The 14,195-nt window shown below is 64.1% G+C and carries 16 protein-coding genes and 1 pseudogene; 7 read left to right on the top strand and 10 right to left on the bottom strand.

Features of this window, described 5'->3' with window-relative positions; translation table 11 throughout:
- Positions 1–170: 170 nt before the first annotated feature.
- From C1D09_RS26345 to C1D09_RS26330, 4 genes are all read left to right on the top strand, one after another.
- Positions 171–959: a GGDEF domain-containing protein gene (locus C1D09_RS26345; RefSeq protein WP_143976991.1), complete on the top strand. Its 789-nt coding sequence runs from the start codon at positions 171–173 to the stop codon at positions 957–959.
- A 201-nt stretch (positions 960–1,160) separates the two neighbouring features.
- Positions 1,161–2,123 carry a glycosyltransferase family 4 protein gene (locus C1D09_RS26340; RefSeq protein ID WP_143976990.1) on the top strand — a complete coding sequence of 321 codons (963 nt, stop codon included), beginning with the start codon at positions 1,161–1,163 and terminating at the stop codon, positions 2,121–2,123.
- A gap of 130 nt (positions 2,124–2,253) precedes the next feature.
- Positions 2,254–3,480, top strand: a complete 1,227-nt coding sequence (locus C1D09_RS26335; RefSeq protein WP_143976989.1) for an anion transporter — start codon at positions 2,254–2,256, stop codon at positions 3,478–3,480.
- Between the two features lie 16 nt (positions 3,481–3,496).
- Entirely contained in the window at positions 3,497–4,366 is an 870-nt protein-coding gene (locus tag C1D09_RS26330; RefSeq protein WP_143976988.1) for a tetratricopeptide repeat protein, read from the top strand.
- On the opposite strand, the gene C1D09_RS26325 is transcribed toward C1D09_RS26330, so the two are convergent.
- Both C1D09_RS26325 and C1D09_RS26320 read right to left on the bottom strand, forming a co-directional pair.
- Positions 4,304–5,020, bottom strand: a complete 717-nt coding sequence (locus C1D09_RS26325; RefSeq protein ID WP_143976987.1) for a hypothetical protein — start codon at positions 5,018–5,020, stop codon at positions 4,304–4,306. The two genes, C1D09_RS26330 and C1D09_RS26325, sit on opposite strands and share 63 nt — an antisense overlap.
- Before the next feature lie 59 nt (positions 5,021–5,079).
- The gene (locus C1D09_RS26320) at positions 5,080–5,664 is read right to left on the bottom strand and encodes a TetR/AcrR family transcriptional regulator (protein ID WP_143976986.1); all 585 of its coding nucleotides are present in this window, start codon (positions 5,662–5,664) and stop codon (positions 5,080–5,082) included.
- Between the two features lie 79 nt (positions 5,665–5,743).
- On the opposite strand from C1D09_RS26320, the gene C1D09_RS26315 reads away from it, so the two are divergent.
- Positions 5,744–6,619 (top strand): crotonase/enoyl-CoA hydratase family protein, encoded by an 876-nt coding sequence (locus C1D09_RS26315; RefSeq protein ID WP_143976985.1) that lies wholly within the window; start codon positions 5,744–5,746, stop codon positions 6,617–6,619.
- Between the two features lie 32 nt (positions 6,620–6,651).
- Here the strand turns inward: C1D09_RS26315 and C1D09_RS26310 are convergent, their stop codons facing one another.
- The 3 genes from C1D09_RS26310 to C1D09_RS26300 are packed head-to-tail and all read right to left on the bottom strand — an operon-like array spanning position 6,652 to position 8,346.
- Positions 6,652–6,885 (bottom strand): ScoMcrA-related endonuclease, encoded by a 234-nt coding sequence (locus C1D09_RS26310; protein ID WP_208760430.1) that lies wholly within the window; start codon positions 6,883–6,885, stop codon positions 6,652–6,654.
- Between the two features lie 54 nt (positions 6,886–6,939).
- Positions 6,940–7,482, bottom strand: a complete 543-nt coding sequence (locus tag C1D09_RS26305; RefSeq protein ID WP_143976984.1) for an SDR family oxidoreductase — start codon at positions 7,480–7,482, stop codon at positions 6,940–6,942.
- A gap of 21 nt (positions 7,483–7,503) precedes the next feature.
- Positions 7,504–8,346 carry an alpha/beta fold hydrolase gene (locus tag C1D09_RS26300; protein ID WP_167514760.1) on the bottom strand — a complete coding sequence of 281 codons (843 nt, stop codon included), beginning with the start codon at positions 8,344–8,346 and terminating at the stop codon, positions 7,504–7,506.
- 256 nt (positions 8,347–8,602) lie between these two features.
- Here C1D09_RS26300 and C1D09_RS26295 point away from each other — a divergent pair, with 256 nt between their 5' ends.
- Entirely contained in the window at positions 8,603–9,235 is a 633-nt protein-coding gene (locus tag C1D09_RS26295; RefSeq protein ID WP_143976982.1) for a CGNR zinc finger domain-containing protein, read from the top strand.
- 73 nt (positions 9,236–9,308) lie between these two features.
- Here the strand turns inward: C1D09_RS26295 and C1D09_RS26290 are convergent, their stop codons facing one another.
- The 5 genes from C1D09_RS26290 to C1D09_RS26270 all read right to left on the bottom strand — a co-directional run bounded on the left by C1D09_RS26290 (position 9,309) and on the right by C1D09_RS26270 (position 13,607).
- Positions 9,309–9,626 (bottom strand): cupredoxin domain-containing protein, encoded by a 318-nt coding sequence (locus tag C1D09_RS26290; protein WP_143976981.1) that lies wholly within the window; start codon positions 9,624–9,626, stop codon positions 9,309–9,311.
- A complete protein-coding gene (locus C1D09_RS26285) occupies positions 9,623–10,147 on the bottom strand; it encodes a DUF4142 domain-containing protein (RefSeq protein ID WP_143976980.1) in 525 nt (174 codons plus the stop codon). The genes C1D09_RS26290 and C1D09_RS26285 overlap by 4 nt, the downstream gene beginning before the upstream one ends.
- A gap of 105 nt (positions 10,148–10,252) precedes the next feature.
- Positions 10,253–10,939, bottom strand: coding sequence for an RNA polymerase sigma factor (locus tag C1D09_RS26280; protein WP_208760429.1), 687 nt, complete (start codon positions 10,937–10,939; stop codon positions 10,253–10,255).
- A gap of 181 nt (positions 10,940–11,120) precedes the next feature.
- Positions 11,121–12,200, bottom strand: a complete 1,080-nt coding sequence (locus C1D09_RS26275) for an HPP family protein (RefSeq protein ID WP_143976979.1) — start codon at positions 12,198–12,200, stop codon at positions 11,121–11,123.
- Positions 12,201–12,425: 225 nt separating this feature from the next.
- Positions 12,426–13,607 (bottom strand): cystathionine beta-lyase, encoded by a 1,182-nt coding sequence (locus C1D09_RS26270; protein WP_143976978.1) that lies wholly within the window; start codon positions 13,605–13,607, stop codon positions 12,426–12,428.
- Positions 13,608–13,816: 209 nt separating this feature from the next.
- Here C1D09_RS26270 and C1D09_RS26265 point away from each other — a divergent pair.
- A pseudogene (locus C1D09_RS26265) lies at positions 13,817–14,105 on the top strand (DUF1326 domain-containing protein); the annotation flags it as partial.
- Positions 14,106–14,195 lie beyond the last annotated feature (90 nt).

Raw genomic sequence — 14,195 nt, 5'->3', positions numbered from 1 at the left:
GTTCTCCGCATCGTGCGAAATTTGGTCAGCGAGCCTGCCCTCGTCGCCGGAGCACGGCTGCCAACTGGGCGAGCATGCTCCGGCTCCCTGGTCTCGAATTGAAGGGAAAGTCTTATCAATTTGTTTGCGTTGGCACGTCATAGTAGGGACGGCTAACGGAGTGAAATGGGATGAAGCTCGACCTGTCGCCGACCAGTTGGGGCAGGGTGATCGCTGTCACCGCCGCGGGCACGGCATTCTTCATTGCCGTGGCGTTTTTCGTCGATTCGTTCAATTTCCCCTATCTCTCGCCCGAGGCCGTCTGGCGCGCGCAAATGACGGACCTCATGCTGCCCCTGGTGCTGGGCGGGTCGTTTCTGTTTTTTCTCATGTGGAAGATCCGCCAGCTGGCGATCGCTCAGCGCGACCTCGGCATCATCGCCGCCACCGACAGTCTGACGGCGGTGCTGAATCGCGGCGCCTTCTCGATGCTGGTCGAGGCCTATCTCAAGGAAACCCGCAAGCAGGAACAGACCCGTTCCGGCGCACTGCTGATCATCGACGCCGACCACTTCAAGTCTATCAACGACCGCCTCGGCCATGACTGTGGCGACCAGGCGCTCAAGCTGATCGCGCAGGCGATCAAGGGACAGCTGCGCGGCAGCGATATCGTCGGTCGCATCGGCGGCGAGGAGTTTGGCGTGTTTCTTCCCGGTGTCGACCCCTCGCAATCCTGGCTGGTTGCCGAAGGCATCCGCCGGAGGATTCGCGAAATGGACTTTTCGCCCGGCGGCCGCGCCTGTCCGCTTTCCGTCAGCATCGGCGGCACCAGCTTCAGCGGGCCGACGACTTACGAGGCGATATTCTCCGCCGCAGACAGACGGCTCTATGCCGCCAAGTCGAATGGCCGCGATCAGGTCAGTTTCGATCCGGCGGAAGCCGCCCTGGTGTCTCAGTCCAGCGCCGCCACGGTGCATTGAGCTCAACCTTGCTAGGCACGCAGGCGGCCGCTTCCTTGACGCCTTCTCGTCGGCGTGCTTCCTCCGGCCGAGGTGATGCATGGCGCATCGCTGGAAACGTTCCTGGTTTCTTGAGCGCCCGGGCCGCAGGTGTAACCACAACCTGCTTCGGTGCCGGCGAACGAGTGGCGGGACGGCCCGGGTCAGGCAAGCGCGGCGATCATGATCCATTTGTTCAACGGCTTTCAGAACCCGTTTGGCGGCAGCGAGCGCGAAACCCTGGACCTGTATCGGCTGTTGAGTGCCGACCGGGAGGTGCGTCTTTGGGCAACCTCGTCGCGCGTTTCCGGTGAACTGATGCGGCAATTTCCGATTCGCCGCGTCTCGCCGGCAGGGCGCGAGGTGCCTGACGGCGGCACCTATGTCTTCCTCGGTGCGCATTGGCGTAACAAGGTGTGGCCTTACCTGATCCGACGGCCACGCCGGCTGATCTATGTCTTCAACACCTTTCATCCCAAGATCATCGGGTTGACGACCGGCATGCCGCGTCTGCTGGGCTGGCCCGGCGCCGAATTGGTGCTGATCTCAGAATTCCAGCAGCGCATGTTGCAGGTCGAAGGCGTCGTGCATCCGTCGCCAATCGATATCGGGCGTTTTTCGCCACGATCGGCAAGATCGGACCGTCCGTTCACGGTGGGAAGGCTGAGCCGCGACACGGCGGACAAGCATCATGCCGACGATCTGGCGCTCTACGAGGCATTGCTGGCCGACGGCGTTGCGTTGCGGATCCAGGGCGGCATGCCGCTCAAGGACAGGCTCGCGCCGCATCCGCAACTCGAACTCCTGCCGCAGGGCCAGTTCGCAGCCGAGCAGTTTTTGCCGACGCTCGACGTCTTCTACTATCGCACCGGTTCGCATGTGGAGACCTTCGGCCGCGTGGTGTTCGAGGCGATGGCCTGCGGTTTGCCCGTGGTCTGCCATTCGCATGGCGGCTATGCCGACCATATCAGCCATGGCGAAAACGGTTTTCTCTTCGAGACGACGCAACAGGCGGCGCAAATCCTGGCCGAACTCAAGGCCGATCCCGCGCTGCGGGCTGACGTGGGCCGCAGGGCGCGGCAGACCGTCGAGCGACTGTTTTCGCCGCTGGCATTGCAACAGCGGCTGGATTTCTATCGGCGTTAGCGATACCGGGCGCGGATCACGGTTTGCCCACTCCGTTCGTCATCAATCTCGACATCGCCAAAGCTGACATGCAAAAGAATCAACCGGCGGACCGCTTCGGCGCCACCAGATCGAGCGGGACATCTGACCAATGACATTGATGGGCGCGGCGGCACTACTGATCCTGGTCCTTACCTATGCCGGCGTCGCCATCGGCCGCATCCCTGGCCTGCGCCTGGACCGGGCGGGCATCGCGCTGCTTGGCGGCGCCGCGATGATCGCCATTGGCGCGATCAGCATGGAGGACGCCTATCGCGCCATCAATTTCGACACGATCACGCTTCTGCTCGGCATGATGATCGTGGTGGCGCATCTGAAGGTTTCCGGCGCCTTTCGTGGCCTGGGCGCCATCGCCATCGAACACGCGCACGCGCCCTTCATGCTCCTGGTGATGGTGACGCTGCTGACCGGCGTCCTGTCAGCCTTTCTGGTCAACGATGCCATCTGCCTGGTGATGGCGCCGATCGTCGTCCACGTCACCCGCGTCATCAATCGCAACCCGATCCCCTATCTGATCGCCACCGCCACCGCGTCGAACTGCGGCAGCGTCGCCACCATCACAGGCAATCCGCAGAACATGGTCATCGGCGCCCTGTCGGGCATTTCCTATCCCGCTTTTTCGGCGGCGCTGGCGCCGGTCGCCCTGTTCGGCCTCATCGCGGTCATCGTCATCGTGCGCGTCGTCTATCGCGCCGAATTCACCCGCACCGCTGAATTGACGCCGCATATCTCGCGCGGCCGCATGCATCGCGGGCAGGTGCTGAAGGCCGTGATCGTTTGCATCGGGCTGGCCATCGCCTTCTTCGCCGGCGTTTCCGTTGCCAAGGCGGCACTGATCGGCGGCGCCATTCTCCTGCTCACCCGCGCAATAAAGCCGGACCGCATCTACCGTGAGATCGATGGCCCGCTGCTGTTCATGTTCGCCGGTCTGTTTGTGGTGGTCGCCGGCGCCGAAAGGACGTTGCTGACGCCTGATCTCGTCGCCTCGGCCAAGAATCTCGGCCTCGACGATGTCTGGCGCCTGTCCGGCTTCACCGCGGTACTCTCCAACATCATGAGCAATGTTCCGGCGGTGCTGGCGCTGCGACCGTTCATACCTGGGTTGGAAAGCCCCGACCGGGCCTGGCTGGTGGTGGCGATGAGTTCCACGCTCGCCGGCAATTTCACGCTGCTCGGCTCGGTCGCCAACCTGATCGTCGCCGAGCAGTCCAAGGCCGCAGGCACACCCTTGTCGTTCGGTGCCTTCTTCAAGGTCGGCTTGCCGCTGACGCTGATCACGCTCATCGCCGGCACCGCATGGCTGGCCTTCGGGTTCTAGCGGGAGTGGCCAAGCTGTGACGAAGACGAATCAAGGCGAAAGCGGCGATCTGGTACGACGTGCGGTGGCCGCTTTCAATTCCGGCAATCACGGCCAGGCAATGCAGCTGTGCGAGCTAGGCCTGCAGCAACACCCGAACGATCCGGCGCTTTGCCATCTTCTGGCGGCGGTCTTGTTCGCCAGGGCGGATTTCTCGGGGGCTCGCACGCACATCGAGACGAGTCTCGCCGCTCATGCGGATAATGTGCCCGCCTTGATTCTCGCATGCAGGATTGCCCGGGCCGACGGCCGGTTCGAAGCAGCGTTGCAACAGCTGGATCGCGCGGCAAAGCTGTCATCACAGGTGGAAATACTGATCGAGCGGGCACGTACCCTCGATCAGGCAGGCAATGCTTTGGCCGCGAGCGAATGGTGGACACTTGTCTTGCAAAGGGGTTCAAAATCCGAGGAGGCCGCGGCGCGCCTCGGACGCCTTGCCTGGCAACGCGGCGCGTCTGTTGAAGCGGAGGGTTTCCTCGAACGCGCCGTCGCCGGCGGCGGGCATCCGGCTGCCTGGTTTGATCTCGGCTTGGTCCGTCAGGATATGCGCAAGTTCCGCGCCGCCGCCCAGGCCTATCGACGCGTGCTGGAGATGAGCCCGGATACCCCGGAGGCTGCGGTCAATCTGGGCGTTGTCTTGCAGGAAACTGGTGATCTCGATGGGGCGATGCTGGCGTATTCAACGGCCTATCGTCTGCGCCCATCCACGTTCGGCGTCATTGCCATGGCGCTTACATCGGCACCGAGTGGCCGGCTGTGGCTTGACGAGGAGGCACTGCGTCGCTCACTCGCCAGTGGAGCGCCCCCGCCGGGCGCGAAACCGCTTGCGGTAGACACCCGGCGTTGACAGGACATCAGCGACCGTGCGGGCATAAGACGCCTGCCGCCCTTCGTCGAACACCTCGTATTCCAGCTGCGGCGCTGTCCGCGGAACGGCAAAGCACTGTGCGACCGGGGTTCCTTTCCCGAGCACGCCGGAGAACCCGGGTTCCGTCCAGACCGCCGGGAAATTGATGCCGCCATCGCTGAACCGGTCGGAATCCACCAGCCCGGTCACCAGCCTGAAAGGAAGATCCTCGCGATTGACCGGATGCGTGGCGAACAGCGACCAGCCTTCCTCGACCTCTATGGTCCAGAAACTGTTGAATTTGAGGGCGGCTTGGCCGGGGGTAGCAAGCGGGCTGCCGGTGAGTTGCCCCGGCGTGTGGAAGCTCAATGGCGCTCTGGGGTGGTTCTGCGTGACCGGTTCTGGAATCTGCCAGTCCCACGAAAAGGTGCCCTTGTCGACGACGACGTCGCACGGCAGCAGGACCATGAAGCCGTAGGTCATCGCATCGACAACGGGTGGGCATTGCTTGAGCGTGCGAATGTCGCGGCCGTGGATCGCCGAATAGGCGGTGGCGGGCATGGCGCGCAGCCATTCCGGCAGAGCGCCGCGCGCCGGGACCGGGCGCGGCAAATGCTCGACCAACATTGGATCACATCGAAAGATGATGCGCATCACCGCCTCCCTGGCATTGCGATATCATGCTTGCCGGCCGCGCTCCAAGCCACGGTTGGTCAATCCTTGTTCCGCGATCTCGCCCGGACAAGCGTGGCCGCTGCCCGTCCTGCCGCCTCGATGTAATCGGGATTGCGGTGGACCAGCATGATCGAAAAGGAGCCATCGATCAAAAGCACGATCTCGCGGGCCACCGCCTGGGGTTCCTCGACGCCGTGGTCCGACAACGCGCCGGCCAGCCATGCCTCGAAATTCGACTTGTGGCGTGATCCGACCTTGATCGCCGGATGGCCGGGCATCGAAGCGAGTTCGGCGGCCGTGCGCAGGAAACCGCATCCCTTCCATTTCGGATGGCGCGCAGCCCGCGCCAGATTGGCGAAGATCGCCTCGACCTTGCCGTGTGCGCCGCCTTCGGCGGCATCGAACCAGCCGGCCATTTGCCGCAGATTGGGCTGGTCGCGCCCGTCGAGATAGGCGGCGACGAGATCGTCCTTGCTCTTGAAGTGGTAGTAGAGCGTCCGCTTGGTGAGGCCCGCCTTTTCGGCAATCGCGTCGACGCTGACGCGGCCGATTCCCTCGGCATAGAACAGCTTCGTCGCGGCATCGACGATGCGTTTGCGGGTCGGGCTGGCGGCCTCAAGCATGAGCCATGTATACCGACTAGTGAATATACACGCAATCGAAAGCGTGATTCCCTTCCGTCGTATCTGGAAAGGAAGAACAATGGCCGATCTTGTCTTGAACGAGACCCGCGACGGGGTAAGCGTCCTCACCCTCAACCGCCCGGAAAAGCTCAATGCGCTGAACTACGCCCTGGTCGATCGCCTGCTCGCGATACTCGACACGATAGAGACCGACAATGCGGTCCGCGCCGTCATCCTGACCGGGGCCGGCGAGCGCGCCTTCTCCGCCGGCGGCGATATCAACGAATTCTCATTGAGTGTAGCTGCGGGCACGGATGTGGCGCTGCGCGACTTCGTCCTGCGCGGCCAGCGACTGACGGCAAGGCTTGAGGCCTTCCGCAAACCCATCATCGCCGCCGTCAATGGGATTGCCTTCGGCGGAGGCTGCGAGATCACGGAGGCCGTGCCGCTGGCCATCGCCAGCGACCGCGCCCTGTTCGCCAAGCCGGAGATCAACCTCGCAATGCCGCCGACCTTCGGCGGCACGCAGCGCCTGCCGCGGCTGGCCGGGCGCAAGCGCGCGCTGGAACTGCTTTTGACGGGGGCAACCTTTTCGGCTGAACGAGCGGCCGAACTCGGCCTCGTCAACAAGGTTGTGCCGCATGCCGAGCTGATGCCGGCAGCGCACGATCTTGCCCGCCGCATCGTCACGCATTCGCAGGCAGCGCTGGCCGGCATTCTCACCGCGGTGGCGCGCGGCATCAACCTCGGTATCGCCGAGGGATTGTCGGTCGAGGCCGAGCAGTTCGCCCGCATGGCCCCGACCGCCGATCTCAGGGAAGGCCTTGCGGCGTGGATCGACCGGCGCAAGCCCAGCTACGACGGCTCCTGGACCCACATCGCGAGGCCGGACGAGACAAGGCGCGCCTCGCTGAGGCTCGATCAGGTTGCGGGGCAGGCCAAAGTGTCGAGATGAGGCGTCATGTCGGAGTGCGGCGTCGATGGCCGTCACTTCGCCCTGACGATGAACCCCAACTGCCCCAGCACTTTCACCGCGCCGCTCTTGCCGCCCTCGAAGTCGCCCGAAGCCAGCCTCTTGCCGGTGGCGAATTCGTAGGCGGTGCCGAGGATCGCCTTCGGTGGGTAGAGGCGGTCGTCTACCACCAGCTCGTAGGTCGTGGTCGGGGCAAAGCCGTGCTCGGCGAAGAATCGCTCGGGCCCCCGCCGGTCATACTCTTCCATCGCGCGCGTGACGTGGCGCGGGTCACGCTGTTCCAGGCAATCATGCCATCCTCCTCAGATCGAGTTCACTTCGCCGCCATCCATGCGCAGCGTCGAGCCGGTCATCCAGTGCGCGGCGGGTGACGCCAGCAAGGCCAGCTCGGCGATCTCTTCCGGCTCGCCGTAGCGGGCAATGCCGGCTTCTCCGGGGAAGTTGGCCGTCACCTCCTCGACGCTCATCCTGTGCGGCGGCGCCCGGCGTTCGAGACAGGAGCGGCGGCGGCCGGTCATCACCGGACCGGGCACCCTGTTGACCTGCCCCTCGTCGGCGATGCCGCGGTCGGAGAAGGCTTTTGCCAGTGCCACGATCGCGGCGTTGATCGTGCCGAGGGTGGCATAGGGCGCCTTGGGAAACAGTGCCGAATTGCTCGACATCAACACCACGGCGCCCGTGGCGCCGGCCACGCCGCGATGGTAAGCCGGCGGGCGCCTGATCGCTTCTTCGAGCTTTGGCAGGCTGCGCGCGACCAGTGCGTAGAGTTCACGCGCCAGCCGGACGACGGTGGCCTGGCCGATGCGCTGGCTGGCACCGGTGACAATGGCGGCGGAGCTCGACATGGCAAGTCTCCTCTTTTCGCGTCAATCAAGGAAGTCGAGGACCGCTTTGGCGATCTCGTTGGCATGCGTTTCTAGCGCGAAATGGCCGGTGTCGAGGAAACGCACCACCGCGTCCGGCATGTCGCGCTTGAACGCTTCGGCGCCGGGCGGCAGGAAGAACGGGTCGTTCTTGCCCCACACCGCCAGGAACGGTGGCTTGTGGGTGCGGAAATAGGCCTGGAAGGCGGGGTAGAGGGCGACATTGCTCTTGTAGTCGCCGAACAGGTCGAGTTGCACTTCCTCCGCGTCCGGTCGGTCAAGATAGTAGCTGTCGAGCGAGTGGCCGTCGGGCGAGACCAGATCCACCGGCGCGCCATGCGTGTATTGCCAGGCGATCGCCTCGGGCTTGAAGGCGGGGCGCAACGCCTCGCGGTTGGCCGGTGAGGGGTCGCGCCAATAGGCGCGGATCGGGTTCCAGTCGTCGCCGAGACCTTCCTCATAGGCATTCCCGTTCTGCGAGATGATCGCGCTGATGCGCTCAGGGTGCTCCAGCGCCAGCCGGAAACCGGTCGGCGCGCCATAGTCGAACACGTAGAGCGCGTAGCGGTCGAAGCCGACCACTTCGGTGAAGCGGTCGATGATCTCAGCAAGGTGGTCGAACGTATAGGCAAATCTTTCGCGTGGCGGCATGTCGGAGCGCCCAAATCCCGGCAGGTCGGGCGCGATGATGTGAAAACGGCCGGCCAGCAGCGGAATGAGGTCGCGGAACATGTGGCTCGAGCTGGGGAAGCCATGCAGCAGCAGCAGTTTCGGTGCGCCTGGCGTACCGGCCTCGCGATAGAAGATGTTGAGGCCGTCGATGTCTGTGTTGCGGTAGGCGGTCATGCTTCTCTCCATTGTAGTAACCTAAAACCCTGTGTTCGGAAGGTTATCCAGATTGGGCGAGAAATCCCGCCGCAGGCTCGCGACCGCATCGAGCTGGCATGCGTTGGCTCCTTTTCGGGCCAAATCGATGGGTAACCTCTATAATGTATTTAGAACGGTTACGGGTATAAGTGTAACTTGTCAATCTGACTTGAAGGGGTTATCACTGATTTGTGTTCAGGGCGCTCGGCGGGACCGATGCGCGATTGGAGTTGTGATGACCGCTGCGATCTTTGTCGGTGACGCGCTCGGCCTCGATTTCCTCAATTCGATCGCGACGCCGCTCGACACCCCTGTCGACTGGATCAAGGACGGCGAGGGATTGCTGGATTGGGTCGAACAGGCGCGGCTGGCGCCGTCGGAAGCGCTTGGGGAGATGCGCAAGCAAGCTCTCCCGGGCGAACTCGACAAGGTCGCCGATCAGGCACGCCGCCTCAGGGAATGGTTTCGCGGGTTCGTGCGCGAACATAAGGGGCGTCCGCTGGCCACACAGGATCTCGCGCAACTGGAGCCGCTCAACCGGCTGCTCGAGCGCGACGAAGCCTTTACCCGGATCGTCGTCCTAGCCGACAAGGCGAGGCCTGCGGGCGACGAGATCCCTTTTCAGCTTCAGACGGCCCGCAAATGGCGATCGCCCGAGGCGCTTCTGCTGCCGATCGGCGAAGCGCTGGCGCGGTTCGTCTGCAGCGAGGATTTTTCACATGTGAAAGCCTGCGAGGGCTCGGCCTGCACGCTGCTGTTCGTCGATCACACCCGCGGCCATCGGCGCCGCTGGTGCAGCATGGCGCAGTGCGGCAACCGGGCAAAGCAGGCCGCGCATCGTCATCGCATCAAGGCGCATCACGATTAGCAGCGGCGGCTTCTGCAAAAGTTGGACCGGGGCCGTGAAGCTGGCGGCTCTGCGCCGCCAGCCCGCGATGGCGTCACGGCGCCACGTTCACGTGACCCTTCATGTTGGGGTGGAAGCGGCAGAAATAGTCAACCGATCCCGCCGCCTGCAGTGTCAGGTTCGCCGATTTCTTTGGCTGGATCATCACCTCCCAGCCGCCTTTGACGGTGGCGGTGTGGGCAACCACGTCCTTGTTCACCCATTCGATCGTGTCGCCGACCTTCGCCTCGACGGTTGCCGGTGAGAAGACGAGCTTGTCGATGGTGACTTCGATGGTTGCGGCCGCCGCCGGCGCCGTCATAAGCGCCAGAGAGGCCAGCCATGGCAGACCGATCGAGACGCCCGCCTTCATTTCAGCATGCCGGCGACATGTTCGGCGTGCTGCTCATGCCCCTGGAAGATCTTTAGGCCGGTCTCGAGCAGGCTCTTCAGTTCGGCATTGCTGGCCGAAGGAATGAGCAGCGTTTCGAGCGCGCCATTGACCTGCTTGTGATAGGCGACCTCATTCTCGATATAGGCCTTGTCGAAAGCCGCGCCCTTCAGCTTGGCGAGCTTGGCGCGTTCTTCTTCCGCCGCCTTGGTCAGCGCCTGGCTGGTGGCGTTGTCCTCGGGCTTTACCTTGAGCTTCTTGACCAGGTCGAGCGCCTGCTTGTTCACCGCCTCATGGTCGCGCTCCATGTCCTTGGCGAACGCGACGACCTCCTTGTTCTTCGATATCTTGATAGCCTGCTTGGCCGCCTCGATGTCGAGGACGCCGGCTGTGTAGGCGATATGGGCGATCTGCGGGTCGGTCGGCTTGTCGGCAGCCTGCGCGAACGGAGCAGCGCTGACGAAAAGCAGGGCGGCAAGGGCGGCGGTATATCGGGTGAACATGGCATCCTCCTTCGCCCGGCGGCGAGGAAGCGCCGGGCTTACATTCCAGTTGACGCCGATTGGATGCGCGGCCGGGAGAAACGTTCCCGCGAAATCGCGACGGGATCATTCGAAGCCCAGCCGTCCCATCACCGCCTTGGTCAAACGCTCGCAGCGGCGGCCGGCGAAAGGGAAGGCGTCGAGCAGGACCGGGCCGATCTGGTCATCCAGCGCCTTGCGCAACAGACTGCGTGCCCGGTGCAGCCTTGTCTTGACGGTCTCCGCCCGCACGCCGAGCAGATCGGCGGTTTCCTCCGTACTCAGGCCCTCGATGACACGGGCCACGAAGACCATGCGGTAGATGTCGGGCAGGCTGTCGGTCGCCCGTTCGACAAGTGCGAGAATCTGCCGCTGCGCCATCGTCCGCTCCGGGTCGTCGTTGGGGTTGAGGGGAAAGCGGATGATTTGCGTTTCCGGATTTTCGGGCATCGCCACGGTGCCGCGCCTCTTGCGCAGGCTGCCGAGCGCTTCGTTGATGACGATGCGTGATAGCCAGGTGGCGAGCGAAGAGTCGCCGCGAAATGTCGCCAGATTGGCGAAGGCACGGACATAGGCCTCCTGGACGACGTCCTCGGCTTCGGCGTCGTTGCGCAGTATGCCGCGCGCGATACGATAGAGCCGCTGGTTGTACGTCTTGATGATGGCGCGGACGGCGTCCGCGTCGCGTACCAGGGCTCGCTGTACAAGCAGCAAGTCGCCGGAAATGGCCTCGGCCACCCCGGGCATTTTGACGGGCATTGCGAGCTTGCTCATCGCGACCGGATCTCCCCGAACAGACGCTTGACTGCACGTTGGATGCGCCCGCCGGAAAAAGGTTCCCGGATTTCGGCAACCTGCCTCCGGTATTCTGGAGCAATTCCTGGAAAAGTGTGAGCGGCTTTCCCGGGGAAAGCGCGTAGCACTTTCCCTTGGAAATTGCGTCAAGACAAAGAATCTAAGCCGCCGCCAGTCCTCTGTCTGCAGCCTGCACGCTCGCGGCCGCCGCCAGGAGGTCGGTCTGGGTGATCAGGCCTAGGATGCGCCGTTCGCCATCGACGATGACCACGGCGTGGCTGCGGCCGTCGGTCAGTACGGGAAGCAGGCTCATCGCCGGTGTCTCGGGCGAAGCGGTGCTGGCCTTCGACATCACGCCCTTCACCGTATCGGTCGTCCTCGTCAGCTCGCGCAGACCGACGGCGCCAACGAGCCGGGCATCCGCATCGACCACCGGCAAGGTGCGGATGTTGTGATCGAGCAGTTGCTGGCGCGCCTCGTCGGCGGTGCCCTGCTCGGGCACCGAAACCACGTCGCGGGACATGATGTCCTGGCAAAGCAGCGTCCGGTGTGAGCGCACCATGGCCTGCAGCTCGACTTGCCTCAGGAGCCGTTCGAGATCGTTGCGGTCGATGTCGAAGGTCTCGTCGAGCGTGGTCAGCGCCGCATCGATATCCTCGGGCCGGAAGCCGACGCGCTGCTGCGCCGGGGGATCGGCCGTCCCATGGCTGCTGGCTGCGGGGGCGGCGACATGCGGGTAGTTGCGCCGCGCCAGCCTGTGGAAAAGCAGGCCGAGCGTGACCAGGATGATCGAATTCAAGGCAACCGGCACGAACGGAAACAGGAATCCGGCGCTGACTACCGCCGGCCCGCCGAGCACCGCCGTCAGCGCCGCCGCGCCGCCGGGCGGATGCAGGCAGCGCGTGAACGACATGGCCGCGATGGCGAGCGCCACGGCAAGACCCGAGGCCATGACCGGATCATGGATGAAATGCGCCACCGTCACACCCACCAGCGCCGATATGGAGTTGCCGCCGATGATCGACCAGGGCTGCGCCAACGGGCTCGCGGGCACGGCGAACAGAAGCACGGCGGAGGCGCCCATCGGTGCCACCAGCAGGGCCACATGCGGGCCGCCGCCCATTGCCAGCCCGCTGATCAGGCCGGTCAGCGCGATGCCGATCGTGGCGCCGATACAGGCCAGCAGCCGCTCTCGCAGCGTCGCGCCGGCAAGGATGGGGACAAAGAGACGAAAGGCCATGGCGAGCTTTGTTGGAAATGGATTGGTCGGAAATGCCGTACAGCAGGCAATGCGGCCGAATCCGCGGATTTGAAAGTCAAACAAATCCACAAAGTCGCGGCCCGGCAGAATAATATTGCGCGACGCGCGGCAATGGGATGCCGCGAGCGGCTCGCGCTTTGTCATCAGCGCCAAGGGCTTGCGGTCGTCGGCTGATCTGTCCGGCAGTCAGTCCGTGCGCGCTGGTCAGGCCGTCGCTGCGGCCAAACCGCGCAAAATGTCGGCTTTCAGGTCGTCTACATCCTCGAGGCCGATCTGCAGGCGGATCAACGGGCCTTCATAAGGGCCTTTTGCAACGACGCGGTCGCCGAGCCAGACCGGGACCGCAAGGCTCTCATAGCCGCCCCAGGAATAGCCGAGGCCGAAGATCTGCAGCGCGTCGAGGAAGGCGTGCTGCTCCTTCTGGCCGCCGCCGGCAAGCACGATGGAAAAGATGCCGCTCGAACCGCAAAAGTCGCGCTTCCACAGATCGTGGTCCGGGCAACTGGGAAGGGCAGGGTGGAGCACGCGCGCCACGCCCTTCTGGCCTTCCAGCCACGACGCGATGGCAAGCGCGCTGCGCTGGTGATGCTCCAGGCGCACGCCCATGGTGCGCAAGCCGCGCAGCACCTGGTAGACATCGTCGGGACCCGCGCAGCAGCCGAGTGTGCAGAAGCTCTCATAGAGCTGTTTCCAGTGGCTTTCATTGGCCGAGACCGTGCCCAGCAGCACGTCGGAATGGCCGGCCGGGTACTTCGTCGCCGCGTGGATGGAGATGTCGACGCCGTGGTCGAGCGGCCGGAAGTAAAGCGGCGTCGCCCAGGTGTTGTCCATCATCACGATAGCGCCGGCCGCGTGCGCCGCCTTGGCGATCGCCGGGATGTCCTGCACCTCGAACGTGTTGGAGGCCGGCGATTCCGTGAACACCACCCTGGTGTTGGGCTTGATCAAGGCGGCGATGCCAGCGCCGATATGAGGATCATAATATTCCACCTCGACGCCGAGCCGCTTCAGCATCGTGTCGGCGAAGTTACGGGTCGGATGGTAGACGCTGTCGACGATCAGCAGATGATCGCCGGCCGATACGAAGGCGAGCAGCGGAATCGTCACCGCCGCAAGGCCCGACGGCACCACGATCGTGCCGGCGGATCCCTCCAGCGCGTCAATGGCCTGGGCAAGGGCGTCCGTCGTGGGCGTGCCGCGCGTGCCGTAGGTGTATTTCTGGCTACGGCCAGCCATTGCGGCGGCGTTGCGGAACAGCACGGTCGAGGCGTGCACGACTGGCGGATTGACGAAGCCGAAATAGTCGTGCGGATTGTTGCCCGAATGGGCCAACCGCGTGTTGATGCCCATTTTGCCGGAACCCTGTTCGTTGCCGTCTTTAGCCATTCTTCGTCTTCGCCTGTTTGACAAGGCGCTAGCCATAGTGCGGCGTCATGGACCGCGCAACAGCCCTCCATCCGCCAGGGATAGACTTCGAATATGCCAATTCTCACCTGAACGGCATGGCTGCGGGCCCTGAAACGCGGTGGCCAACGTGTCCGGCAGTGATTGTCGGCGGAGCCGATCGTCCTCGGTCAACCTATTGTAGGCGGCTGGTTGTCGACGAGAGGGCGAGCGCGGCACAGCGTGAAGCGCTGCTTCGCACTGGGCGGACAGGACACCGAACCAGGCGCGACAATATTCGAGGTCTTCTCGACCACGCTGGCGAAATTCCATGACCCGATCTTTGCCCCTGCCGAATTCGAGGTCGACGTCGACGCGCGAACCGGACGGCTGCACGTCGAGGGCCTGGCCGACGGTCATGGCGAGCCGATCAAGAACCCGGTCAGCGGCGCCGAGCATCGGGCATGCATCGACCTGCCGCACGGCTGGACCTATGTGCTGGGCTTGCCATCGACATGGCCATGCCCGCGCCCCCGAAGCCGGCCGGAGCGAGCGGCGATATGGCCGCAATGGACATGTCGAGTATGGACA

This window comes from Mesorhizobium intechi (assembly GCF_002879535.1).
GTDB classification, from domain to species: Bacteria; Pseudomonadota; Alphaproteobacteria; order Rhizobiales; family Rhizobiaceae; genus Mesorhizobium; species Mesorhizobium intechi.
This window is presented reverse-complemented; position numbering and strand designations above follow the sequence as displayed.

Coding starts and splice junctions, on each gene's coding strand:
- C1D09_RS26335 (WP_143976989.1), top strand. CDS start 2,254: ATGACATTGATGGGCGCGGCGGCACTACTGATCCTGGTCCTTACCTAT.
- C1D09_RS26305 (WP_143976984.1), bottom strand. CDS start 7,482: ATGTCGAGCTCCGCCGCCATTGTCACCGGTGCCAGCCAGCGCATCGGC.
- C1D09_RS26295 (WP_143976982.1), top strand. CDS start 8,603: ATGACCGCTGCGATCTTTGTCGGTGACGCGCTCGGCCTCGATTTCCTC.
- C1D09_RS26285 (WP_143976980.1), bottom strand. CDS start 10,147: ATGTTCACCCGATATACCGCCGCCCTTGCCGCCCTGCTTTTCGTCAGC.
- C1D09_RS26270 (WP_143976978.1), bottom strand. CDS start 13,607: ATGGCTAAAGACGGCAACGAACAGGGTTCCGGCAAAATGGGCATCAAC.
- C1D09_RS26290 (WP_143976981.1), bottom strand. CDS start 9,626: ATGAAGGCGGGCGTCTCGATCGGTCTGCCATGGCTGGCCTCTCTGGCG.
- C1D09_RS26275 (WP_143976979.1), bottom strand. CDS start 12,200: ATGGCCTTTCGTCTCTTTGTCCCCATCCTTGCCGGCGCGACGCTGCGA.
- C1D09_RS26325 (WP_143976987.1), bottom strand. CDS start 5,020: ATGCGCATCATCTTTCGATGTGATCCAATGTTGGTCGAGCATTTGCCG.
- C1D09_RS26300 (WP_167514760.1), bottom strand. CDS start 8,346: ATGACCGCCTACCGCAACACAGACATCGACGGCCTCAACATCTTCTAT.
- C1D09_RS26320 (WP_143976986.1), bottom strand. CDS start 5,664: ATGCTTGAGGCCGCCAGCCCGACCCGCAAACGCATCGTCGATGCCGCG.
- C1D09_RS26310 (WP_208760430.1), bottom strand. CDS start 6,885: ATGGAAGAGTATGACCGGCGGGGGCCCGAGCGATTCTTCGCCGAGCAC.
- C1D09_RS26345 (WP_143976991.1), top strand. CDS start 171: ATGAAGCTCGACCTGTCGCCGACCAGTTGGGGCAGGGTGATCGCTGTC.
- C1D09_RS26315 (WP_143976985.1), top strand. CDS start 5,744: ATGGCCGATCTTGTCTTGAACGAGACCCGCGACGGGGTAAGCGTCCTC.
- C1D09_RS26280 (WP_208760429.1), bottom strand. CDS start 10,939: ATGAGCAAGCTCGCAATGCCCGTCAAAATGCCCGGGGTGGCCGAGGCC.
- C1D09_RS26340 (WP_143976990.1), top strand. CDS start 1,161: ATGATCCATTTGTTCAACGGCTTTCAGAACCCGTTTGGCGGCAGCGAG.